The organism is Streptomyces sp. NPDC056883, assembly GCF_042788835.1.
GTDB classification, from domain to species: Bacteria; Actinomycetota; Actinomycetes; order Streptomycetales; family Streptomycetaceae; genus Streptomyces; species Streptomyces stoeckheimensis.
In genome coordinates this window covers 186,854-209,319 of sequence record NZ_JBHUBS010000006.1, presented here as the reverse complement: position 1 = coordinate 209,319, position 22,466 = coordinate 186,854, and the positions used below count along the sequence as shown (strand labels likewise).

The following is a 22,466-nucleotide window of genomic DNA, read 5'->3' as shown; positions in this document are numbered from 1 at the left end:
ACCCCCTAGGGCCGGTCCACCGGTCGGCCGTGGTGCAGTTCCAAGGGGCCGCCCGGTGTGGTGCGGGCCCTGAGGCAGGACTCGATCTGGCGGCGGAGGGCCGGTTTGGTGAAGCGGCGGAGTTCCGCCGGGGGGACCGTGCGCCATGCGAGGAGTTCCGTCCCGGGCAGGCGGATCCGGGCCAGGGTGGGGGCGTCGAGGGTGCCGCCGTCGTAGAGGAAGCGGACGCGGGCCGGATAGCCGGAGCGGTGGGACCAGTTGACGGCGAGCAGCGGGCCCGGGGCCAGGTCGAGGCCGAGCTCTTCGAGGACCTCCCGGCGGGCCGCGGTGCGCGGGATCTCGCCGAGGTCGCTGTCGATGCCGCCGCCGGGCAGGTTCCAGTGGTCCGGATCGCCGTACGCGGGCCGCACGAGCAGGACCCCGCCCGCGGAGTCGGTGAACAGCACGCTCGCCGCCGTGAGGGCCTTGGGGCGGGCGGCGCGGTGGCCGGCCGTGTCGTAGGCGCCCACGTGTTCCAGCTCCGCCCGGCGCGCGGGGTCGAAGCCGGCCGGGGAGCCGGGCTGCGGCACCCCGTCGATCAGGTGCGCCAGGGAGCCGGAGTGCAAGGCCGCCAGGGCGGCGCGCAGTCGGGATCCCTTCCGGGTGCCCAGGGCCTCGTAGGCCTCCTCCGGGGTGAGCCAGCGCGCCTCGGTGACCTCCCCGTCCGGGAAGGAGAGGGCGGAGGTCTCCTCGGGCGTGAGCGGGCCGACGAGGTGGACGTGGACCACGAGGGAGCGGCCGAGGGGCCCCGGCGGGCGGGAGTCCACGGCGAGCAGCCGCCCGACCGGCGCGCTCAGGTCCAGCTCCTCCTTGAGCTCGCGGGCCAGCCCCTGTTCCGGGGTCTCGGTGTCCTCCACGCCCCCGCCCGGGAGCTCGAGCTCCGCCTTGTACGAGGTGGTGAGGACGAGGACCCGCCCGTGCGGATCCAGCACGATCCCGGTGGCGGCGACGAGGGGCGAGGGCTGGGCGGCGTAGTAGGCGCGGACCGAGTCGGTGTACGGGGACGCGGAGGGCGGCGGGGTCGGGGGCTGGTCCGGCACGGGGGCTCCTGGTGGTGCGGGGAAAGGCCGTACGAGGTGGCGGGGGTGGGGGTACGAGGCTGCGGGCACGGTGATCCGTACCCACTCGGGGCCTGTCCATGGGGTGGAACTCGGGGGACGGTGGCAGGCCAGATGTGCGGGATTGGCCCTGCTGGACAGGCCAATCGCTCCCCAGACTGGAGGTCGGCGCACGGGAATTGGTCTGGTGCCCGGCGGAAGGAGACCTTCATGTCCAGCGAGTACACCGTCCTCAGCGACCGTGCCGAGCGGGCCCTCCAGCAGTGCCACGAGCGGCGGTCCGGCGCCGGGCTGCCGGCCCTTCCGGCGCTGCGCGAGTGGGTCCACGGGCTGGTCAGGGCCGTGCGGGAACCGAGCCGATGAGCCGCGTGGTGGTCAGGGTGAGCGGCTCCCTCGGCAGCCTCGCCGCCCTGCGGGCGGGGGCCCGGGAGGCACGGCTCGGTGGGCGGGACCTGGAGGCCGCAGCGACCCTCGACCGGGCCTTCGAGGAGGCCTTCGGGGGTGACCCGGCGGGCGTGCCCGTCGTACGCCGGCACGTGCTGCGGGGCGACCCCGGCCGGACCCTGTGCGAGCCGGCCGGGCTCCCCGACGACCTGCTCGTCGTCGGAGCCCGGCCCGGCGGGGTTCAGGCCCGGGCGAGGAGCAGGCCGCCCATCGTGACCATGGTCGCGGCGACGAGTCCGTCCAGGGCGCGCCAGGCCGCGGGCTTCCCGAGCGGGCCGCTGAGCAGCCGGGCGCCGTAGCCGAGCGCGCCGAACCAGGCGAGGCTCGCCAGGACGGCCCCGCCCCCGAAGGCCCAGCGCAGGTCCCCGCGGCCGGCGGCGATGGAGCCGAGCAGCAGCACGGTGTCGAGGTACACGTGCGGGTTGAGCCAGGTCATGGCCAGGCAGGTCAGTACGGCGCGGCGGGTGGCGGCCGAGCCGGCGGCCCGGCCGGTGGCGTCCGCGGTGAGGGCGGCGCCCGGGTCGGGGCGCAGCACTCGGCGGGCGGCCAGGGCTCCGTAGCCGATCAGGAAGGCGCCGCCGACGAGTCCGACGAGGGTCAGGGCGGGCGGCCAGGCGGTGACGAACGCGCCGACGCCGGCCACGCCGAGGGCGATCAGGGCCGCGTCCGAGAGGGCGCAGATGGCGACCACGGCGAGGACCGATTGGCGGCGTACGCCCTGGCGCAGGACGAAGGCGTTCTGGGCGCCGATGGCGACGATGAGCGAAAGGCCGGTGCCGAAGCCCGCGAGGCCCGCCGGGATGATGCCGTGTGTCATGTCTTCGACCGTAGGCAGCGGCGCGGCGAGGAGTACAGCTAAAGATTCTTACCTACCATTAGCGGCTGTGATGGATGAGCTGCCTGTGGACCAGGTGCGGACCCTGCTCGCGGTGATCGACGAGGGCACCTTCGACGCGGCCGCCGCCGCCCTGCACGTGACCCCCTCCGCCGTCAGCCAACGCGTCAAGGCGCTGGAACAGCGGACCGGGCGGGTGCTGCTGATGCGGACCAAGCCCGTGCAGGCGACCGAATCGGGGGAGGTCCTCGTCCGCTTCGCGCGGCAGCTCGTCCGGCTGGAGCGCGACGCGCGGGCCGAGCTGGGCATGGCCGAGGGACTGGGACCGGTGCGGCTGCCGATCGCGGTCAACGCGGACTCGCTGGCCACGTGGTTCCTGCCCGCGCTGACGGGGGTGCCGCAGGACCCGCCGGTCTGCTTCGAACTGCACCGGGAGGACGAGGCGCACGCGACCGAACTGCTGCGGGACGGGCGCGTGATGGCCGCGGTCACCTCGCAGCCGGTGCCCGTGGCGGGGTGCACGGTGCGCAGGCTGGGGCTCGTGCGGTACCTGCCGGTGGCGAGCCCGGAGTTCGCGGCGCGGCATCTGCGGGACGCGGTGGAGCGGGACCTGCGGAAGGCGCCGGTCGTCGTGTTCGACCGGCTGGACCTGCTCCAGGACGAGTTCGTGCGGGTCCTGACGGGGGACGCGGCGGCCAGGGCCTCCGCCGTACGTCATTACGTGCCGACGTCGGAGGGGTTCTGCGACGCGGCGACCGCCGGGCTGGGCTGGGCGATGCTGCCGATGGTGCAGGCCGACCCGTTGCTGGAAGCGGGGGAACTCGTGGTGATCGCGCCCGGCCGGAGCCTGGAGATCCCGCTGTACTGGCAGCAGTGGAAGCTGGAATCGCCCGCGCTGTCCATGGTGGCGGAGGCGGTCGCGCGGGCGGCGGCGGGGGCGCTCGGCCAGGACGGGTCCTGACGGGCGGACCCGCGGGAATCCTGCCCTCCCCCGGCCGGGCCCCTTGGCCTGCGAGGACCGGTCGGGGGAGGGCTTAGGCTGCGGGCATGGAGTCCTACACCATCGGCCAGGCGGCGCGGCTGCTCGGCGTCAGCGTAGACACGGCCCGACGGTGGGCCGACGCGGAAAGGTTCCCGACGCGTCGGGACGGTACCCGGCGGATGGTCGACGGGCCGGACCTCGCCGCGTTCTGCGTGGAGGTCGCGCAGGAGGGCGGCGACGGCGAGGGGGCTCCGTACACCTCGGCGCGCAACGCCTTCCCCGGCATCGTGACGGGCGTCAAGCTGGGCACGGTCGACGCGCAGGTGGAGATCCAGGCCGGACCGCACCGCGTCGTGTCGCTGCTGACCCGGGAGGCCGTGGAGGAACTCGGCCTGGAGGTCGGAGCGAGGGCGACGGCGCGGGTGAAGTCCACGAGCGTCTTCATCGACCGGGCCTGAGGCGGGGGGCCCGCGGACGCGGGCCCTGAAGCGGGGGTCTGAGGCCGGGCCCGCGAGGCTGGGGCCCTGAAAGCCGGGGGTCTGAGGCCGGACCCCACGGGCGGACCCCGAGGGCGGGAGCCCGAGGGAAGAGCGCGAGGGCAGAGCTCGAGGAGGGCCTGCGGACGGGCCCCGGGAGCGAAGGCCCGAGCGGCGGGCGTTCATGGGGTCCGCGTGCCGGTGGCACACTGGCCGCTGATCCGCCGAAGGGGAGTACGTCCGTTGTCCATGTTCAGCAACCTGCGCCGGGCCGTGCGCCGTACCTACCGGCGGACCGTCGACCTCAGCCACCCGGCCCGTTCCCCGCTCGGCAGCGCCGTCGTCAACTGCATCGTCTACCGGGAGGGCGTGCGCCAGGACGGCCACGGCCACGCCGATGTGGGCGAGGCGCTGCGCCGGGTCCGCAAGACGGGCGAGGGCTTCGTCTGGATCGGACTGCACGAGCCCTCGCAGGAGGAGTTCGCCGGGCTCGCCGAACTGCTCGGCCTGCACCCGCTCGCCGTCGGCGACGCGGTCCAGGCCCACCAGCGGCCCAAGATCGAGCGCTACGACGACACCCTCTTCGCCGTGTTCAAGACCGTGCGGTACGTGGAGCACGAGGAGCTGACCGCGACCAGCGAGGTGGTGGAGACCGGCGAACTCATGGCTTTCGCCGGCGCCGACTTCGTCATCACCATCCGGCACGGCGGCCGCGGCACCCTGGGGTCGGTCCGCGAGGAGCTGGAGGAGCTCCCCGAGCACGTGGCCAAGGGGCCGGTCGCCGTCCTGCACGCGCTGGCCGACCACGTGGTCGACGAGTACGTGGCCGTCACGGACGCGGTGCAGAACGACATAGACGCCGTCGAGACCATGGTCTTCAGCGAGCACGGCGGCCGCGGGGACGCCGGGCGGATCTACCAGCTCAAGCGCGAACTGCTGGAACTGCGCAGGGCGGTGGCCCCGCTGAGCCGCCCGCTCCAGCAGCTGAGCACGCAGCCGATCCCGGTCATCCCGCCGGAGATGCGCACGTACTTCCGCGACGTCGCCGACCATCTGACCCGCGCCACCGACCAGATCGCCGCGTACGACGCCCTCCTGGACTCGATACTGCAGGCCCATCTCGCGCAGGTGACCGTCGCCCAGAACGAGGACATGCGCAAGATCACCGCGTGGGCGGCCATCGTCGCCGTTCCGACGATGGTGTGCGGGGTCTACGGCATGAACTTCGAGCACATGCCCGAACTGCACTGGACCTACGGGTATCCCCTCGTGCTCGGGGTGATGGCCGTCGCGTGCTTCGTCATCCACCGGGGCTTCCGGCGCAACGGCTGGCTCTGACCGGGCCGGCAGAAACCCCTTCGAGGAAGGCCGGTCGTGCCCGATAGGGTCCTCGTGGCGGCGCGCAACACGAGAAACGGCAGGTCGGGCATGCAGCAGGCGGCGGTGGACGGCGTGGTGGCGACGGCGGTACTGGCCGGAGAGCGGGTGCGGCTGGAGCCGCTCGAGCTGCGGCACCACGACGGGCTGTGCGAGGCGGTCCGCGACGGCAGCCTCTGGGAGCTCGCGGTGACGATCGTCCCGCACCCGGACGACGTCCGCGGCTTCATCGAGGACGCGGTCGCGGCGCGGGCGGCGGGCACGCAGATCCCGTACGCGACGGTGGACGCGCAGACGGGGCGGGTCATCGGGTCCACCCGGCTGATGGTGATCAACACCGCGAACCGGCGGCTGGAGATCGGCTGGACCTTCCTGGCCGCGTCCCGGCAGCGCAGCGGAGCGAACGTGGAGGCGAAGCTGCTGATGCTGACGCATGCCTTCGAGGTCATGGGGATGAACCGGGTCGAGCTGCTGACGGACGTGCGGAACGCGAAGTCGCGGGCCGCGATCACCCGGCTCGGCGCGCGGCACGAGGGCGTACTGCGCCACCACATGGTCATGCGGGACGGCTGGATCCGCGATACGGCGGTGTACTCCCTCACGCGCCCCGAGTGGCCCGAAGCGAAGCGGGGCTTGCAGGCCCGCCTGGCGGCTCACCCCGCCGACCGCCCCGGAGCCTGACCGGAGCCCCGCCCGTCAGCGGGTGGCGCGGGTCAGGAAGTGGGTGGGGGCGTCCTCGTACGTGGCCACGTGCCACCCCGCCGCTTCGACGGCCGGGCGGAGGTTCGGCTCGGCCAGCGGGTCGTCGGGGCTGACGGCGCGCCCGTGGCGGGCCGCGCGCTCGGCCCGCCCGGAGGGGTGGAAGAGCAGCAGCTCCCCGCCGGGGGCGGTGACGCGGGCCCACTCGCGCAGGGCGGCGGCCGGATGCGGCAGGTGGTCCAGGAGCCCGGCGGCGAAGATGCCGTGGACGGCGCCGGCCGGCAGCGGGAGCCGCCCGCAGTCGGCGAGCAGCAGCCGCGCCGGGCCGCCGTGGCCCGCGCGGGCGGCGGCGTCGAGCATGGCGTGCGTGACGTCCACGCCGATCACCGTTCCGGTGGCTCCGACCAGGGCCCGCAGCGCGGGCAGGGCGCGGCCGCTGCCGCAGCCCAGGTCGAGCGCGCGCTGCCCGGGGCGCAGCCGCATCCGGGCGACGGCGGCCTCGTACGCCGGTGTCTGGTAGGCGAACCGCTCCTCCCAGGCGGCGGCCCGGGGCGTGAAGAAGGCGCGGGTGGCGGTGGTTTCGGCTCGCCCGGCGACCAACTCGGCGAAGCGGCGCAGCAGTTCGCAGTCGGCTTCGTGGGGGACGGGCAGCCCCCAGGCGCTGGCGCCCACCCGGAAACCGTGCGGCGCGGAGCCGTCGCCGAGCAGCGGATCGGTGCTGCCGCCGCCGGTGCCGTCCGTACCCGCCGCCTCGGTGAGCAGCCGGGCTCCCTCGCCCAGGGCGAGGACGGGCACTTCGGCGGCCAGCGCCGGCCCGACGAGCGGCAGGGCGGCAGGGGTGGCGCCGGGGGAGAGGATCAGCGCGTCGATCCCGGTGAGGGTGGCCGGCAGGGGATCGTCGGCGCCGGGCCGGCACGGGTGGATCCGCAGCCCGGCCGCCTCGATGGCGGCGGTGGGTGCGTCTCCGATGACGAGGACGGCCATCGGCGCCTCCCTTTCCTGCGTCGTGCTTGCGCTTTCCTGCGTCGTGCTCGCGTTCCTGCGTCGTGCGCGCGCCTCGCGGTTTCCCGCACTTGTCGTTGATCGCGCATATGAGATTCCAGCAGCCGAAATCAGCCGCATCTGCGTAATCATGCCCCGGGCAGCCTCTCATATGCCAGGGGTAGGTGTGTCGCACCCCTTCCGATAGGGGTGGGTCGTGCCGGGCTCTTGAGGTGGCGGGAGTTCTGGTAGTAAAGTTTCCTAACGAAGTCGCCCGAGCATCAACTCCCTCATGGAGGCACTGTGTTCACCCCCCACCGCAAGCGACTGGCCGTAAGTACCTTGCTCGGCGCCGCTCTTCTCGCCGTGCCCGTCACCGCCCACGCGACGGCCGCCGCCCCCACCGCGGCACCGGCCTCCGCGCAGGTGTCGGCCGCCGCCGTCGGACTCGACGACCCGGTGAAGAAGGACATCGCCATGCAGATCGTCTCCAGTGCCGAGAACTCCTCGCTGAACTGGAAGGCGCAGTACAAGTACATCGAGGACATAGACGACGGCCGCGGCTACACGGCCGGCATCATCGGCTTCTGTTCCGGCACCCACGACATGCTCGAACTCGTCGAGTACTACACGCAGATCAAGCCGGGCAACGTGCTCGCCAAGTACCTCCCCGCCCTGCGGAAGGTCGACGGCAGCGATTCGCACGCCGGCCTCGACCCCAACTTCACCAAGGACTGGGTGAAGGCGGCCTCCGACTCCGACTTCAAGAAGGCCCAGGACCACGAGCGCGACCGGGTCTACTTCAACCCGGCCGTGAAGCAGGGCAAGGCCGACGGGGTCGGCGTGCTCGGGCAGTTCACCTACTACGACGCCATCGTCATGCACGGCGACGGCGACGACTCCACCAGCTTCCGCAACATCCGCAAGCGCGCCCTCACCAAGGCCAAGCCCCCGGCCCAGGGCGGCAACGAGACCACCTGGCTCAACGCCTTCCTCGACGCCCGGGTCTGGGCGATGAAGCAGGAGGAGGCGCACAGCGACACCAGCCGCGTCGACACGGCCCAGCGGGTGTGGCTCAAGAAGGGCAACCTCAACCTCAACACCCCCCTGGACTGGAAGGTCTACGGGGACCCGTTCCACATCGGCTGACCGCTCCGAGGAGCGTGAGGCGGCGGCCCGGGGGCAACTCCCCTTCCTCCCCGGGCCGCCGCCCGCCGCCGCAGCGCCCACCCCACGAGCACGGCCGCGCCCGCCAGCCCGTACGCCACCGGGATCGTCGCCCCGCCCAGCGCGCGCACCGACACGTACGCCGCCGCCCCCGCGACCGCCACTGCCAGCCACTCGGCGCGGCCGTCCAGCGCCACCAGCGCGATCAGCAGCAGCGCGTACCAGGAGTACCCCGGGGTCATCAGCAGGAACGCAGTGCCCGTCACCGACAGCGCCGCGCTCCACGGCTGCTGCGGATCCCCGCGCCGCCAGACGTACGCCGTCACCGCCAGCATCCCGGCCGCGACCGCGGGCACCGACCAGGAGTCCGGGAGCACGAGGCGCAGCAGCGCGTAGCGGCCGCCCGCGCCCGGGTCCTCGTACCCCTCCTCCTCGGCGTAGCCGCCCAGGTAGCCGAACACCGATGCGCGGGAGACCAGCACGTACGGCAGGTACGCCAGGCCCACCACCGCGGCCGCGGGCAGCAGCAGCGCCGCAGCGTCCCGCCACCGCCGTACCCCGGCCAGCGCACCCGGCAGCAGCACCGCGGGCAGCAGCTTCGCCGCGATCGCCAGCCCGAACAGGGCCCCGCCGAGGGTGCGTCGGCGCACCACCGCACCCAGCGCCGCCACCGACAGCAGGACGGCGAGCACGTCGACGTGCGCGTTGTTCACCGCCTCCACCGCCACCGCCGGACACCAGGCCCAGTACGCGGCGGTACGCGGCCGCGCGCCCCGGCGGCGCTGGACCAGCAGCAGCGCCCCGGTGACGGCGAGCGCCAGCAGCGCCCCTCCGGTCTGCAGGGCCTTGTGCCGCACGCCCGCCGGGGACAGGGCGTGGACCAACCCGAAGTACCCCTCCGCGACGGGCGGGTAGACGGTGTGGACGGCGGGCCGGTTGATGCGGGTGCACACCCCCGGCTCGATGCCCACCCGGTCGGGCCCGGCGCAGCCGGCCGCGCCGCGCGGGAACAGCCAGTCGTCGCGCAGGGCGCGCAGCGCGGGATCGGCGGGGGCGTGGTCGTACGGGGAGATCCCGGCGGCCTGCACCCGCCCGTCCCAGGCGTAACGGAAGGAATCGGTGCTGGTCAGCGGCGGCCCGGCGAGCCCCGCCGCGCAGACGGCCAGCGCACCCGCCAGCACGAGGGGGACCACGAACCGCTCCGGCACCCGCCGCAGCGACCAGGCGGCCGCACCGAACAGCGTCCAGGCGGCCGCGTACCACCAGGTGAGCCGCGCCGGGTCGGCGAAGTAGCCCTCCTCGCGCACGGCGGGCACGAGAACGGCGGTCAGCGCGGCGAGCAGCAGCACGGTGAGGAGGGTCCGGGCGCGGGGGTGGTCCATACGGGCCAGCCTGGCAGCGCGGGGCGCCGCCGGGCGGGCGACCCGGCCCGGCGTCCGCGTTTCGTAAGGTGTCGGGCCGCCCGCGCGGGGCCCGGCGGCGCTCTCATGGAGGACATGACTCCGCCCCCGCCTTCCTTCGGCGGCCGCCTGCACGACGCCCGGACCGCCACCTCCCTCGGCCGGTGGCTCGGCGCGGCCTTCGCCGTCTGCTTCCTGACAGGCCTGATCAGCCACTACCTCCAGCACCCGCCCGGCTGGGCCGCGGACTCGCTGCCCGGCCGCCCGGTCTGGGGCTACCGGCTCAGCCAGGGCCTGCACATCGCCACCGGGCTCGCGGCGATCGTGCTGCTCCTGGCGAAACTGTGGACGGTGTACCCGAGGCTGTTCGTGTGGCCCCCGGTGCGCGGAGTCCGGCACGGGCTGGAACGGCTGTCGGTGGCGGTGCTCGTGGCCTCCGCCGTCCTCCAGGTCTTCACCGGACTCCTCAACATCGCCGAGTGGTACCCCTGGCCGTTCGGCTTCATCCAGACGCACTTCGCGCTCGCCTGGGTGGTGACCGGATCACTGCTCCTCCACATCGCCGTCAAAGCCCCCGAGATCAGGGCCCATTGGAGCCGCCGTTCACCCGGAACGCTCCAACTACCCTCCCGGGACGGCCCGGACCGGCGCTCCCTGATGCTCGGCGTCGGCGCGGCCGTCGGAGCCGTCACCCTCGTCACCGTCGGACAGTCCTTCACCCCGCTGAAGCGGCTCGACCTGCTCGCACCCCGGCACCCCGACCACGGACCGCAAGGGCTCCCCGTCAACCGCACGGCCGCGGCGGCCGGCGTCACCGAACGGGCGGTACGGGACTGGCGGCTGGAGGTGCGCGGCCCCATCCCCTACACCCTGACGCTCGATCAACTCCGCGCCCTGCCTCGGGCGCACGCGCGGTTGCCGATCGCATGCGTGGAGGGCTGGAGCGTGGAAGCGCGCTGGAGCGGAGTGCGGATCCGCGACCTGATGGCGCGGGCCGGCGCCCCGGCCGGGGCCGGGCTGAGGGTGACCTCGCTGGAAACGGGCGGCGCGTACCGGGTGATGGACATGGGCCGCGACTACGCCGAGGACCCGCTGACCCTGCTGGCACTGGAACTGAACGGCCAGGTCCTGACCGCCGACCACGGCTACCCGGCGCGCGTCATCGCGCCGAACCGGCCCGGAGTACTGCAGACCAAATGGGTCACCCTCTTGGAGGTGCTGTGAAAGGCGTGCGCCTGCTCCTGGGCGGTGCCGGGCTGCTGCTGATCGCGATCGGCGGACGGCTGCTGGCGGACCTGCCCGACCCCCTCGACGTGCTGGTGTGGATGGGCGGGGCGCTCGTCCTGCACGACGGGATCATAGCTCCCCTCGTCCTGGCGGCCGGCCTCGCGGTCGCCGCCGTGCCCGCGCGCGGCCTCGTACGGGGAGCCCTGCTGACGGCGGGCGTGCTCGTCCTGGTCACCCTGCCCCTGCTGCTGCGACCGGGGGCGCCGCCGAACTCGTCGGCCCTGCCGCTGCCGTACGGGCGGAACCTGCTCCTGGTGCTCGCCGCGGTGGCGGTGTCCGCCGGGGCCGCGGCGGTCGCCGGCCGGTGGCGGCGCTCACGGTCCGGAACCTCCGGCGCCGCCGAGGGGGGTGACGGGCCGGCGGGGTGACGGGCGGCTCGGCGTCGCGTCAGGCGCTGCCCCGCTCGACCGGGATCCACAGCTGGGAGCCGGTCTCCGCGCCGATCTCCACCGGCTGCGTCCGCAGGAGCTCCGGACCCGGCCGGCTCGTGTACGGGTTCGAGGGGAACCACTGGGTGAACACGTCGCGCCACAGGTCCTGGAGGGCGCTCGGGTAGGGCCCGTGGTTGTCGAAGACCGCCCAGGTCCCGGCCGGTACGTCGAGGGCGTCGAGCTCCTCGGCGCTCGTCCCGGGGCCGGTCACCACGCCGACCCAGTAGTCCACCTCGGCACCCTCCTCCCGGCTGTCGGTCAGGTGCACCACCGCCGACAGGATGCCCTCGGGCTCCAGGCCGGCCAGCTCCTTCATCCGTACGACCGCCCGCTCGTCCAGGCTCTCCACATGGGCCGTGGCGGCCGCGTTGGTCCCGTCGTGCACGAGGGGCACCCGGGCCTTCCTGCCGAGGACCCGGAACGACTCCTTCTCCACGATCCGGTAGCGCATGGTCGTGCTTCCTTCGACGACGACGCGGAAGGACATGCGCGGCTGCGCCGTGAGCACCGCGCCCGTGCGCCGGGCCTCGCCCGGCCCGATGCCGTGCACCGACCGGAACGCCCGGGCGAACGCCTCGCCCGAGCCGTACCCGTACCGCACCGCGACGTCGAGCAGCGTCAGCTCCCCGGCCAGCACCTCGGCCCCGGCGAGCGTCATCCGCCGGCGCCGTACGTAGACCGGGAGCGGCATCCCGGCGAGCGCGGAGAACAGCCGTCGGAAGTGGTACTCCGACACGGCGGCGATGCGGGCCACCTCGGCCATGTCGATGTCCTGGTCGAGGCGGGACTCCAGGTGCTCCAACGCCTGGTTCAGCCGCTCCAGCACGCTGTCCGTCCTTCCGTTCCCACCCGACACATCCCGTGCGGGAATTGTCGGGCGGCACGACGCGGCGCTGCCCGAGGCTTACCCCCATGAACGACATTAAGGGATATTGCGAGCCGCGGTTCGGCGCGGTCCACGAGGCGCTCGCAGGGTTGCTCGCCAAGGAGGACGTGGGCGCATCGGCGGCCGTCTACCTCGACGGCGAGCCGGTGGTCGACCTCTGGGGCGGGTACGCCGATGCGGACCGCCGCGTCGGCTGGGAGCGATCCACCCTCGCCTGCGTGAACTCGACGACCAAGAACATGACGGCCCTGTGCGCGCTGATCCTGGCCGACCGGGGCCTGCTCGACCTGTCCGCGCCGGTCGCCGCCTACTGGCCCGAGTTCGCCGCGGCGGGCAAGGAGGGCGTGCTGGTGCGGCACGTGCTGTCGCACACCGCGGGGCTGCCGGACCTGCCCGGGTTGCGGTCGGTCGCGGAGCTCTACGACGGGGAGGCCGTGACGGCGGGGCTGGCCGCGCAGGCGCCCGCATGGGAACCGGGAACGGCCGCCGGCTATCACGCGCTCACCTTCGGGTTCCTCGTGGGCGAGATCGTCCGCCGCATCACCGGCCGCGGTGTCGGTGCGTTCTTCGCGGAGGAAGTGGCCGGGCCGCTGGGCGCGGATTTCCACATCGGGCTCCCCGCCGAGCACGACCACCGCGTCGCTCCGCTGATCCCGCCGCCGTCACTGACCGACGACTACGCCGCCGGCGCGCCGCCCGGCCCGGACGGCGCACCCCGGGAGAACACCGGTGTCGCCGTCCGGGTCCGGGACGTCAACGCCCCGGCCTGGCGCCGTGCGCAGATCCCCGCCGTGAACGGCTACGGCAACGCCCGCTCCGTCGCCCTGGTCCAGTCGGTCCTGGCGAACCGGGGAACGGCAGGCGGGGTGAGGCTGCTGTCTCCGCAGGGGTGCGAGCCCGCCTGGCAGGAGGTGTTCAGCGGTGCGGACCGCGTGCTGGGGACGCCGATGTCCTGGACGACGGGCTTCGGGAAGTTCGGCAACACCTTCGGCTGGGGCGGCTGGGGAGGTTCGCTCGTCGTGAGCGATCCCGACGCACGGATGACGGTGGCCTACGTCATGAACCAGATGATCGACCGGGAGCGGCAGCAGGACGACCGCGGCATGGAGATCGTCATGGCCGCGTACGGCGGACTGCACTGACGGGGCCCACGGGGCCTACGGGGCTGCGGTCCAGGCGGCTGCGGCCCCGCGCGTCAGCAGGGTGAAGGCCCGGCCCGCCGCCGTCCACCGGCCCGCCGGCGCCCAGTCCGCGGCCGCCGCGTGCCGGGCCAGGGCCGCCGGGCCGACGCGGGCCCAGGCGAACGGCGCCCCGAGGCCGCCGCGGCCGTCGGCCACCCGGACCTCGCAGCGTTCGTCCACGTCGGCCCCGCCCTCCGCCTGCGCGCACTCCACGATCAGCGAACCGGTCACCGCGAGCACCTCGGCCGTCCGGCGCAGCAGCGCGGCGGGGTCGCCGCCGATGCCGATGTTCCCGTCGATGAGCAGCGCCGTGTCCCAACGGCCTTCGCCGGGAAGGGTGTCGAAGACCGACCGGTGCAGGGCGGCGGCGCCCGAGCGGGCGGTCCGGGCCACCGCCTCCGGGCTGACGTCGATGCCCAGCGCCCGGTGTCCACGGGCGGCGAGCGCGGAGACCAGCCGGCCGGGGCCGCAGCCGATGTCGAGGACGGCGCCCCGGCAGTGGTCCAGCACCGTCCGGTCGGCGCCGTCCGGAGCCTCGCACCAGCGCTCCACGTCCAGCGGGAGCAGCCACCCGTCGCCCCGCCGCAGATAGAGCGGCCCCCGGCCGCGGCGCAGGGCCACCGTGTACGGATCGGCCGACCAGGCGGTGACCGGACCGCCGGGCCGGGCCCCGCCCGAGGTGAGCGTGGTCATCGCAGCACCGGCCGGGTGAGGTCCGCCAGCCGCGCGGCGAAGGCGCCCGCCGGGGCCTCGGCGGCGACCAGGCGGGCGTCCCCGGCGGTGTCGACGTCGCGCAGGACGGGCAGCCGGCCGGTGCGCAGCCCGGCCGCGCGCAGCCGTTCGTACTGGACCGCGCCGGTCTCGGGGACCGACATCGGTACTCCGCGCAGCAGCGCGGGGTCGGGGACGGCCAGTCCGAGCGCCCAGAACCCGCCGTCGACGGCGGGCCCGAACCAGGCCCCGTACGCCGACCAGTCGACGTCCAGCAGCTCCGGCGTGACCTGCGGGGTGTCCATGCCGATCAGCAGGGCGGGCCCGCTGCAGGCCCCGAACGCGGCGGCGAGCCGCAGGTCCAGGCTCCCGGCGCACTGCGGGAGCACCTCGAAGCCGGGCGGCAGCCACGGGCCGGGCCGGCCCTCCAGGACCAGGATCCGGCGCCGGGCGGGGGCCGCGGCCACGGCGGCGAGGGTGTCGGCGAGCGCTGCCTCGGCCAGCGCGGCCGCCTCGGCCGGGGTGAACGGCGGGGTGAGGCGGGTCTTGACCCGGCCCGGGACCGGCTCCTTCGCGATCACCAGCAGGGTGGTCGTGCTCATCGCCCACCACCGGAAGGCGCGCCCGCACCGTCGGCGGGTGCCACCGCACCGGCCCGGCCGGCGGCCGGGGCGTCGGCCGGCTGCGCCAGGACCCGGCTCATGTCGCGGACCGCCTGCCAGGTGCCCCGCCAGGTGCCCGTCACCTTCGACTTCCCCGAGCGCGGCAGGTACGGGACGTCCACCTCCCGGATCCGCCAGCCCGCGTCCGCGGCCCGGACCACCATCTGCAGCGGGTAGCCGGAGCGCCGGTCCGACAGGTCCAGCCCGAGCAGGGCCTCCCGGCGCGCGGCCCGCATCGGGCCCAGATCGCGCAGCCGCAGTCCGGTCCGCCTGCGCAGCAGCCGGGCCAGCGCCAGGTTCCCGGCCCGGGCGTGCGCGGGCCAGGCGCCGCGGCCCTGCGGACGGCGACGGCCGAGCACCAGATCGGCCTCGCCCGCGGCGACGGCCGCCACGAAGCCCGTCAGCAGCCCGGGGTCCAGCGAGGCGTCGCAGTCGCAGAAGCAGACGAGGTCCGCCTCGGCGGCGAGCAGCCCGGCGTGGCAGGCGGCGCCGAAACCGCGCCGGGACTCGGTGACCACGGTCGCGCCGAGGGCCCGCGCGAGCTCGGCGGAGCCGTCGGTGGAACCGTTGTCCACGACCAGGGCCCGCCAGCCGTCCGGGATGCGCGCGAGGACCCAGGGCAGGGCCTCGGCCTCGTTGAGACAGGGGAGTACGACGTCTACCGTCACGGTTTCGCTCACGGTGTCACCGTAGGAACCGCGGCCCCGCAAAAGGGCCGTGGACTCCTTACGAAACGCGGACGTCGCCCCCGTGGACGCGCTCCGGGGCCCGGGCCCGCGCCCGCGGGTGGGAGGCTGGACGGTATGAGCGGTGACGGCGTGAGCAGCAGCAGTGGCGGTGGCGGTGCGGAGCCGGTGCCCGCGCGGATCCTGGTCGTCGACGACGACCCGACGGTGGCGGAGGTCGTCACCGGCTACCTGAGGCGCGCCGGCCATGCGGTGGAGAGCGTCGCGGACGGCCCGGCGGCGCTCGCCCGGGCCGCCGCGTTCCGGCCGGACCTGGTCGTCCTGGACCTCATGCTGCCGGGTCTGGACGGGCTGGAGGTGTGCCGCAGGCTCCGTGCGGCAGGCCCGGTGCCGGTGATCATGCTGACCGCGCGGGGCGACGAGGACGACCGGATCGCGGGACTGGAGCGGGGCGCCGACGACTACGTCACGAAACCGTTCAGCCCGCGCGAGCTGGTCCTGCGGGTCTCCTCCGTGCTGCGGCGCGCTGCGGCGGCCGGAGCCGGGACGGCCCCGGGGTCCGGTGGGGGAGGTGCCCGGCTCACGGCCGCCGGGATCACCCTCGATCCGACCACCCACCGGGCCGCGAAGGACGGGCGTGAACTGGCGCTCACCGTACGGGAGTTCGACCTGCTCGCGCACTTCCTCCGGCATCCCGGGCAGGCGCACGGGCGGGAGGAGCTGATGCGCGAGGTGTGGGGCTGGGACTTCGGCGACCTGTCGACGGTGACGGTGCACGTACGCCGCCTGCGCGCCAAGGTCGAGGAGGACCCGGGGCGGCCGAAGTTGATCCAGACGGTCTGGGGCGTCGGCTACCGCTTCGAACCGGGCGGGCCGCACGAGGGGGCCGCGGCATGAAGGACTTCCTGCTCATCGCGCTGTTCGCGTTCGGCGGGGCCGTGTGCGCGGGGGCGCTCGGCGCGCTCGTGCTGCGGCTGGTGCGGCACCGGTCGGTCGCGGTGTCCCTGACGGTGATCGCCGCCGTGACGGTCACCGCGATGCTGGCCGGGACGCTCGCCGTGGCCCAGGCGATGTTCCTCTCCCGGCACGACCTCGGGGTGGTCACCCTGGTCGTGGCGATGGCGGCGGTGGTCTCCCTGGCCGTGGCCCTGCTGCTGGGGCGGTGGGTGGTGGCCCGCAGCCGGGAACTGTCCCTGGCCGCACGGGACTTCGGTGATGGCGGCAGTTTCGCGGCGCCGCCCGGACTGGCGACGGCGGAACTGGCTGCGCTGTCGCGGGAGTTGGCGGCGACCAGCGAGAAGCTGGCGGTGTCCCGGGAACGGGAGCGTGCGCTCGAGACCTCGCGGCGGGAGCTGGTGGCCTGGATCTCGCACGACCTGCGGACCCCGCTGGCGGGTCTGCGGGCGATGTCGGAGGCGCTGGAGGACGGCATGGCGGAGGATCCGGCGCGTTACCACCGGCAGATCCGCACCGAGGTGGACCGGCTGAACTCCATGGTCGGGGACCTCTTCGAACTGTCCCGCATCCATGCGGGGGCGCTGGCGCTGAGCCCGAGCCGGATGTCCGTGTACGACCTGGTCGGCGATGCGCTGTCCGGGGTGCATCCGCTGGCGCGGGAGCGCGGGGTGCGGCTCGACGGCGGAGCGGTGGACCGGGTGCCGGTGGAGGTGGACGGCAAGGAGATGACGCGGGTCCTGGCCAACCTGCTGATCAACGCGATCCGGCACACGCCCGCGGACGGCACGGTGGCCATCGCCGCGTCCGTTCGGGCGGCCGGGGACGCGGTGGTGGTGTCCGTGACGGACGGCTGTGGGGGGATTCCGGCGGAGGAACTGCCGAGGGTCTTCGACACGGGCTGGCGGGGCAACCAGGCGCGGACGCCTCCGTCCGGGGCGCCTGCGGCCGGGGCGGCCTCGGTGCCGGCGCCTCCGGCCGGGGCGGGGCTGGGGCTGGCGATCGTACGGGGCATCGTGGAGGCGCACGCGGGGCGGGCGGCGGTGCGGAACGTTCCCGGAGGGTGCCGGTTCGAGGTGACCTTGCCGCTGCCGGCCTGAGCCTGGCCTGGCCGGGCCGATGGTGCGCCGGGCCGTGGGCGGGTGCGGCGCCGTTGCCGGGGGCCAGCCCCCGGACCCCCGCTCCTCAAACGCCGGAGGGGCTGGATTTGGCCGGCGTCCGCCTGGATGCGGGAGGCCCGGTGGGGCCTCAGGCAGGGGGGTGTGTGAAGGCCCTCATGCCTGCCGCGAAGCTGGATTTGGCTGGCGTCCGGCCTCAGGCGGGGGATTGGGCGAAGGCCGTCATGCCTTCCTCGAAGTCGACGCCCGGGCGCCAGCCCAGCTCCGTGCGCAGGCGCCGGGAGTCGGCCGTGATGTGGCGGACGTCGCCGAGGCGGAAGGCGCCGGTGACCACGGGGTCGGGGCCGCCGTGGGCCGCGGCCAGCGCGGTGGCCATGTCGCCGACCGTGTGCGGGGTTCCGCTGCCGGTGTTGTAGGCGGTGCACACGCCCGGCGGCGTCGGGGCCTCCAGGGCCAGGGCGTTGGCCTCCGCGACGTCCGTCACGTGGACGAAGTCCCGCCGCTGGCCGCCGTCCTCGTACACCTGCGGGGCCTCTCCCCGCGCCAGCGAGGAGCGGAAGAAGGAGGCCACGCCCGCGTACGGGGTGTCGCGCGGCATCCCCGGCCCGTACACGTTGTGGTAGCGCAGCGACACCGCCCGGCCGTCCACGCAGCGCGCCCAGGAGGCCGCCAGGTGTTCCTGGGCCAGCTTCGTGGTCGCGTACACGTTGCGCGGATCCGTCGGGGCGTCCTCGGCCACCAGCCCGGGCGTCAGCTCCGCATCGCAGACGGGGCAGTGCGGTTCGAAGCGGCCGGCGGCCAGGTCCGCGACGCGGCGCGGGCCCGGGCGCACGACGCCGTGGCGCGGGCATTCGTACCGGCCCTCCCCGTAGACCACCATCGACCCGGCGAGGACCAGGTCCCGGACCCCGCACTCCGCCATCGCGGCGAGCAGCACCGCCGTGCCGAGGTCGTTGTGGGAGACGTAGGCCGGGGCGTCCGCGAAGTCCTTGCCGAGGCCGACCATCGCGGCCTGGTGGCAGACGGAGTCCACCCCGTCGGCCAGGGCGGCCCGCACCGCCTCGGGATCGCGCACGTCCGCCTGTACGAACTCGCCCCCGGCTGATGGCGGGACGAGGTCCAGGACGACGGGATCGTGCCCGCGAAGACGCAGGGTGGTAACGATGTGGGAACCAATGAACCCGGATCCGCCGGTGACGAGTACGCGCATGACCGGGACGCTACGGAACTCCGGGGGTGGACGGGGTGTCCCACGCCTTGCCGTAAGACTTCCGTCAGCCCATTTCGTCACGCGGGGTGAGCGGCTGGGGCCAGGGGGTCTCAAGTTGCGCCCGGTACCGGTGTGTTTGAGCCGCCGAGCAGCGAAAAGTAACGCTTTTGGTGCCTTGCCAACTGGCTTGACCGCGACGTAAGCGGGGCATAAGTTCTGCCCCGGCTCGCTCCATCAGGACCGGCCCACGACCCGTCTCTTGGGGGGACTCATGCACTACTACATCGACGTTCTGAAGAAGTACGCCGTCTTCTCCGGCCGCGCCCGCCGCCAGGAGTACTGGATGTTCGTCCTCTTCGACATCGCGGCCCTGATCATCGTGGCCATCATCGACGCGGTCGCCGGCACCTCGCCGCTGCTCTACGCGCTCTACGCGCTGGGCACGTTCCTCCCGAGCCTGGGTGTCGCCGTCCGCCGCCTGCACGACCAGGGCAAGTCCGGCTGGTGGATCCTCGTCAGCTTCATCCCGCTCGTCGGCTGGATCTGGGCGCTCGTCCTGATGGCCACCGAGGGCCAGCCGAACCCGAACCAGTACGGCCCGAGCCCGAAGGCCGTCCACGCCTGAGCAGGCCCGTAATCGGTAGTGCCCGAGCGTCGTCACTGGCTGAAAGCAGTCGGTGGTGGCGCTCTCGGCGTTTCCGGGCGGCCGGAGCGGCCCGGGCGGGTCCCGGCCACCCGGAGTGACGTGTGTCTCGCACGGGCTTGCGCCGGGGGGCTGTCCAGACAGGCCCGATCACGAGATATCTTGATGTCGAGCAATGTTGCAGACGAGAGACGCAGACTGTGGAGCGGAGCATCCGGTGACTGACTCGACCATCATCTACACGCACACTGACGAGGCCCCGGCCCTCGCGACGTATTCCTTCCTGCCTGTGATCCAGGCGTACGCGTCGACGGCCGGTGTGAATGTCGAGACCCGTGACATCTCCCTGGCAGGCCGCATCATCGCCAGCTTCCCCGAGTACCTGGAAGAGGGCCAGCGGATCGCGGACGCCCTCGCCGAGCTCGGCGAACTGGCGAAGACGCCCGAGGCCAACATCATCAAGCTGCCCAACGTCTCGGCGTCGATCCCGCAGCTCAAGGCCGCGGTAGCCGAGCTCCAGGGCCAGGGCTACGCCCTTCCGGACTACCCGGACGACCCGAAGAGCGACGAGGAGCGCGAGAACCGCGCCCGTTACGACAAGATCAAGGGCAGCGCCGTCAACCCGGTCCTGCGCGAGGGCAACTCCGACCGCCGCGCCCCCGCCTCGGTCAAGAACTACGCCAAGGCGCACCCGCACCGCATGGGCGCCTGGACCACCGAGTCGAAGACGAACGTCGCCACGATGGGCGAGAACGACTTCCGCTCCACCGAGAAGTCCGCGGTGATCGCCGAGGCCGGCACGCTGCGCATCGAGCACGTCGACGCCGACGGCGCCGTCACGGTGCTGCGCGACTCCGTGCCGGTGCTCGCCGGCGAGGTCGTGGACGCGTCCGTGCTGCACGTCGACGCGCTGCGCACCTTCCTCAACGACCAGATCGAGCGTGCCAAGGCCGAGGGCGTCCTGTTCTCCGTGCACCTCAAGGCCACGATGATGAAGGTCTCCGACCCGATCATCTTCGGCCACGTGGTCCGCGCCTTCTTCCCGAAGACCTTCGCCCGCTACGGCGAGACCCTGGCGGCCGCCGGCCTGTCCCCGAACGACGGCCTCGGCACCATCCTGAACGGCCTGGGCGCGCTGCCCGACGCCGCCGCGATCAAGGCCTCCTTCGACGCCGAGATCGCCGAGGGCCCGGCCCTCGCGATGGTGGACTCCGACAAGGGCATCACCAACCTGCACGTCCCGTCCGACGTCATCGTCGACGCCTCGATGCCGGCCATGATCCGCACCTCCGGCCACATGTGGGGCCCGGACGGCGCCGAGGCCGACACGCTCGCCGTCCTCCCGGACAGCAGCTACGCCGGTGTCTACCAGGCCGTCATCGACGACTGCCGCGCGCACGGCGCGTACGACCCGTCCACGATGGGCTCGGTGCCGAACGTCGGCCTCATGGCCCAGAAGGCCGAGGAGTACGGCAGCCACGACAAGACCTTCGAGCTGGCCGTCGCCGGCACCGTCCGCGTCGTCGACGCCTCGGGTGCCGCGCTCATCGAGCAGGAGGTCGCCGCCGGCGACATCTTCCGCGCCTGCCAGACCAAGGACGCGCCGATCCAGGACTGGGTCAAGCTCGCCGTCACCCGCGCCCGCGCCACCGGCGTCCCGGCCGTCTTCTGGCTCGACGAGGGCCGCGCGCACGACGCGCAGCTGATCACCAAGGTGAAGACGTACCTCGCCGACCACGACACCGACGGTCTGACCATCAAGATCCTGTCCCCGGTCGAGGCCACCGCGTACTCCCTGGAGCGCATCCGCCGCGGCGAGGACACCATCTCGGTGACCGGCAACGTGCTGCGCGACTACCTGACCGACCTCTTCCCGATCCTGGAGCTGGGCACCAGCGCCAAGATGCTGTCGGTCGTCCCGCTGATGAACGGCGGCGGCCTCTTCGAGACCGGCGCCGGCGGCTCCGCCCCGAAGCACGTCCAGCAGCTCGTCAAGGAGAACTACCTGCGCTGGGACTCCCTGGGTGAGTTCCTCGCGCTGGCCGTCTCCTTCGAGCACCTCGCCACCACCACCGGCAACGCCCGCGCCCAGGTGCTGGCCGACACGCTGGACCGGGCGACCGGCACCTTCCTCAACGAGGACAAGTCGCCGAGCCGCAAGCTGGGTGGCATCGACAACCGCGGCAGCCACTTCTACCTCGCCCTGTACTGGGCGCAGGAGCTGTCGCGCCAGACCGAGGACCCGAAGCTGGCCGCCGCCTTCGACCCGCTGGCCAAGACGCTGGCCGAGTCCGAGGAGAAGATCGTCGGCGAGCTCATCGCCGTCCAGGGCGCCCCGGCGGAGATCGGCGGCTACTACCAGCCCGACGCCGCCAAGGCCTCGGCGATCATGCGGCCGTCCGCGACGCTGAACGCGGCGCTCGCGCTGCTCGGCTGAGGTCCACCGCTTCCACGGGTCCGCCCCGGCCGGCAATCGCCTGCCGGGGCGGACCCGTTCGTGCGCCCGGTCAGAGCCGGTGCACCTGCTCCGGAGCGAAGGCCAGCGGGTCGCTCCCGGCGGCCAGGACCCGCAGCCCGGGAGCCACGGCGAGCAGCTCGCGCAGCCACTCCAGGGTCTCGGACGCGAGGTGCTCGCATCCGTCGAGGACGAGCAGCATGTCGCGCTCGGCCAGCCACGACGCCGCGTTCGTCGTCCCGCACGGCAGGAACGGCATGCCCGGTACGCAGCCCAGCTCGGCCGTCAGGTCGCGGACCCCGAACCGGCGGTCCATGGACACCACGGCCACGCCGTCGTAGAAATTGGACGAGAGCCGTTGCCCTATCTCCCGCACCACTTGGCTCCGGGGCTCGCGGGACCGTCCGGTGACGGTCAGCACTTTGCCCCGCCGCACGGCGGTGAAAAGACGGGACAGCTCCGCGGAGGCCACCGGAAACGTACCGGCTCCTCTGGAATCCCTCATCGGCACGATGCCCCCCTGCATGCGTGACCAGCTGCGGCAAGAGTGTTGTTTCAAGCCGCATCTAGATGATTATGCGCCAGTTCTATCGGATGGCCAGGGGAATTCCCTATTCCGGTGAAAAGCCCGTGCCGCCCGGTGATCGCAGGAGATGTACACACGACGCGGCTTTGTCCATTCCCGCGGCCCGGACCACCGGGGAACGGTTGTCCGGGGGCAGGGAATCCGCTGTACTGCTGCTGTGCGGCCCGATGTACGGGCATGGCGCGGGCATATGCGGGG

Annotated in this window: 24 protein-coding genes; 14 read left to right on the top strand and 10 right to left on the bottom strand. The window is 73.7% G+C overall.

Annotation, left to right across the window (positions count from 1 at the left end):
- Positions 1-5 precede the first annotated feature (5 nt).
- On the bottom strand, positions 6-1,079 hold the full coding sequence (locus ACFRU2_RS17855; RefSeq protein WP_382972927.1) for an NUDIX domain-containing protein: 1,074 nt from the start codon (positions 1,077-1,079) through the stop codon (positions 6-8).
- 228 nt (positions 1,080-1,307) lie between these two features.
- On the opposite strand from ACFRU2_RS17855, the gene ACFRU2_RS17850 reads away from it, so the two are divergent.
- A complete protein-coding gene (locus ACFRU2_RS17850; protein ID WP_382972926.1) occupies positions 1,308-1,460 on the top strand; it encodes a hypothetical protein in 153 nt (50 codons plus the stop codon).
- Positions 1,457-1,840, top strand: coding sequence for a hypothetical protein (locus ACFRU2_RS17845; protein WP_382972924.1), 384 nt, complete (start codon positions 1,457-1,459; stop codon positions 1,838-1,840). The genes ACFRU2_RS17850 and ACFRU2_RS17845 overlap by 4 nt, the downstream gene beginning before the upstream one ends.
- Here ACFRU2_RS17845 and ACFRU2_RS17840 read toward each other — a convergent pair.
- Entirely contained in the window at positions 1,723-2,358 is a 636-nt protein-coding gene (locus tag ACFRU2_RS17840; protein WP_382972922.1) for a LysE/ArgO family amino acid transporter, read from the bottom strand. The two genes, ACFRU2_RS17845 and ACFRU2_RS17840, sit on opposite strands and share 118 nt — an antisense overlap.
- 70 nt (positions 2,359-2,428) lie before the next feature.
- On the opposite strand from ACFRU2_RS17840, the gene ACFRU2_RS17835 reads away from it, so the two are divergent.
- From ACFRU2_RS17835 to ACFRU2_RS17820, 4 genes are all read left to right on the top strand, one after another.
- Positions 2,429-3,337 carry a LysR family transcriptional regulator ArgP gene (locus ACFRU2_RS17835; RefSeq protein ID WP_382972920.1) on the top strand — a complete coding sequence of 303 codons (909 nt, stop codon included), beginning with the start codon at positions 2,429-2,431 and terminating at the stop codon, positions 3,335-3,337.
- 86 nt (positions 3,338-3,423) lie between these two features.
- The gene (locus ACFRU2_RS17830; protein WP_382972918.1) at positions 3,424-3,816 is read left to right on the top strand and encodes a molybdopterin-binding protein; all 393 of its coding nucleotides are present in this window, start codon (positions 3,424-3,426) and stop codon (positions 3,814-3,816) included.
- 267 nt (positions 3,817-4,083) lie between these two features.
- Positions 4,084-5,172 (top strand): magnesium/cobalt transporter CorA, encoded by a 1,089-nt coding sequence (corA, locus tag ACFRU2_RS17825; RefSeq protein WP_382972916.1) that lies wholly within the window; start codon positions 4,084-4,086, stop codon positions 5,170-5,172.
- 36 nt (positions 5,173-5,208) lie between these two features.
- A complete protein-coding gene (locus ACFRU2_RS17820; protein ID WP_382972914.1) occupies positions 5,209-5,892 on the top strand; it encodes a GNAT family N-acetyltransferase in 684 nt (227 codons plus the stop codon).
- A 15-nt stretch (positions 5,893-5,907) separates the two neighbouring features.
- On the opposite strand, the gene ACFRU2_RS17815 is transcribed toward ACFRU2_RS17820, so the two are convergent.
- Positions 5,908-6,894 carry a class I SAM-dependent methyltransferase gene (locus ACFRU2_RS17815; RefSeq protein ID WP_382972912.1) on the bottom strand — a complete coding sequence of 329 codons (987 nt, stop codon included), beginning with the start codon at positions 6,892-6,894 and terminating at the stop codon, positions 5,908-5,910.
- A 300-nt stretch (positions 6,895-7,194) separates the two neighbouring features.
- Between ACFRU2_RS17815 and ACFRU2_RS17810 the strand changes: the two genes are divergently transcribed.
- Positions 7,195-8,040, top strand: coding sequence for a chitosanase (locus ACFRU2_RS17810; RefSeq protein WP_382972910.1), 846 nt, complete (start codon positions 7,195-7,197; stop codon positions 8,038-8,040).
- Here the strand turns inward: ACFRU2_RS17810 and ACFRU2_RS17805 are convergent.
- A complete protein-coding gene (locus tag ACFRU2_RS17805; protein ID WP_382972908.1) occupies positions 8,013-9,440 on the bottom strand; it encodes a glycosyltransferase 87 family protein in 1,428 nt (475 codons plus the stop codon). The genes ACFRU2_RS17810 and ACFRU2_RS17805 overlap by 28 nt on opposite strands.
- Positions 9,441-9,545: 105 nt before the next feature.
- On the opposite strand from ACFRU2_RS17805, the gene ACFRU2_RS17800 reads away from it, so the two are divergent.
- Both ACFRU2_RS17800 and ACFRU2_RS17795 read left to right on the top strand, forming a co-directional pair.
- Positions 9,546-10,682 carry a molybdopterin-dependent oxidoreductase gene (locus ACFRU2_RS17800; protein WP_382972906.1) on the top strand — a complete coding sequence of 379 codons (1,137 nt, stop codon included), beginning with the start codon at positions 9,546-9,548 and terminating at the stop codon, positions 10,680-10,682.
- Positions 10,683-10,687: 5 nt separating this feature from the next.
- Positions 10,688-11,113, top strand: coding sequence for a hypothetical protein (locus ACFRU2_RS17795; RefSeq protein ID WP_382972904.1), 426 nt, complete (start codon positions 10,688-10,690; stop codon positions 11,111-11,113).
- A 19-nt stretch (positions 11,114-11,132) separates the two neighbouring features.
- On the opposite strand, the gene ACFRU2_RS17790 is transcribed toward ACFRU2_RS17795, so the two are convergent.
- Positions 11,133-12,002, bottom strand: a complete 870-nt coding sequence (locus ACFRU2_RS17790) for a GyrI-like domain-containing protein (RefSeq protein ID WP_382972902.1) — start codon at positions 12,000-12,002, stop codon at positions 11,133-11,135.
- Positions 12,003-12,088: 86 nt separating this feature from the next.
- Here ACFRU2_RS17790 and ACFRU2_RS17785 point away from each other — a divergent pair, with 86 nt between their 5' ends.
- Positions 12,089-13,204, top strand: a complete 1,116-nt coding sequence (locus ACFRU2_RS17785; RefSeq protein WP_382972900.1) for a serine hydrolase domain-containing protein — start codon at positions 12,089-12,091, stop codon at positions 13,202-13,204.
- 15 nt (positions 13,205-13,219) lie between these two features.
- Here ACFRU2_RS17785 and ACFRU2_RS17780 read toward each other — a convergent pair whose 3' ends face one another.
- From ACFRU2_RS17780 to ACFRU2_RS17770, 3 genes are read right to left on the bottom strand one after another with little or no spacing between them, the layout of a single operon-like run.
- Positions 13,220-13,936 (bottom strand): class I SAM-dependent methyltransferase, encoded by a 717-nt coding sequence (locus ACFRU2_RS17780; protein WP_382972898.1) that lies wholly within the window; start codon positions 13,934-13,936, stop codon positions 13,220-13,222.
- Positions 13,933-14,556, bottom strand: coding sequence for a DUF2064 domain-containing protein (locus tag ACFRU2_RS17775; protein WP_382972896.1), 624 nt, complete (start codon positions 14,554-14,556; stop codon positions 13,933-13,935). The genes ACFRU2_RS17780 and ACFRU2_RS17775 overlap by 4 nt, the downstream gene beginning before the upstream one ends.
- Positions 14,553-15,296, bottom strand: coding sequence for a glycosyltransferase family 2 protein (locus ACFRU2_RS17770; protein ID WP_382972894.1), 744 nt, complete (start codon positions 15,294-15,296; stop codon positions 14,553-14,555). The genes ACFRU2_RS17775 and ACFRU2_RS17770 overlap by 4 nt, the downstream gene beginning before the upstream one ends.
- A gap of 123 nt (positions 15,297-15,419) precedes the next feature.
- Here ACFRU2_RS17770 and ACFRU2_RS17765 point away from each other — a divergent pair, with 123 nt between their 5' ends.
- Both ACFRU2_RS17765 and ACFRU2_RS17760 read left to right on the top strand, forming a co-directional pair.
- Positions 15,420-16,199 carry a response regulator gene (locus ACFRU2_RS17765; protein ID WP_382972892.1) on the top strand — a complete coding sequence of 260 codons (780 nt, stop codon included), beginning with the start codon at positions 15,420-15,422 and terminating at the stop codon, positions 16,197-16,199.
- Positions 16,196-17,356 (top strand): sensor histidine kinase, encoded by a 1,161-nt coding sequence (locus ACFRU2_RS17760; RefSeq protein WP_382972890.1) that lies wholly within the window; start codon positions 16,196-16,198, stop codon positions 17,354-17,356. Before ACFRU2_RS17765 ends, ACFRU2_RS17760 begins: the two co-directional genes overlap by 4 nt.
- A gap of 214 nt (positions 17,357-17,570) precedes the next feature.
- Here ACFRU2_RS17760 and ACFRU2_RS17755 read toward each other — a convergent pair whose 3' ends face one another.
- Complete coding sequence (locus ACFRU2_RS17755) at positions 17,571-18,584, bottom strand: NAD-dependent epimerase/dehydratase family protein (protein WP_382972888.1); 1,014 nt, start codon at positions 18,582-18,584, stop codon at positions 17,571-17,573.
- A 271-nt stretch (positions 18,585-18,855) separates the two neighbouring features.
- Between ACFRU2_RS17755 and ACFRU2_RS17750 the strand changes: the two genes are divergently transcribed.
- Both ACFRU2_RS17750 and ACFRU2_RS17745 read left to right on the top strand, forming a co-directional pair.
- A complete protein-coding gene (locus ACFRU2_RS17750; protein ID WP_382972886.1) occupies positions 18,856-19,209 on the top strand; it encodes a DUF805 domain-containing protein in 354 nt (117 codons plus the stop codon).
- A 235-nt stretch (positions 19,210-19,444) separates the two neighbouring features.
- A complete protein-coding gene (locus ACFRU2_RS17745; protein ID WP_382972884.1) occupies positions 19,445-21,664 on the top strand; it encodes an NADP-dependent isocitrate dehydrogenase in 2,220 nt (739 codons plus the stop codon).
- 70 nt (positions 21,665-21,734) lie between these two features.
- Here ACFRU2_RS17745 and ACFRU2_RS17740 read toward each other — a convergent pair whose 3' ends face one another.
- Positions 21,735-22,187 (bottom strand): hypothetical protein, encoded by a 453-nt coding sequence (locus ACFRU2_RS17740; RefSeq protein ID WP_382972882.1) that lies wholly within the window; start codon positions 22,185-22,187, stop codon positions 21,735-21,737.
- Positions 22,188-22,466: the final 279 nt, after the last annotated feature.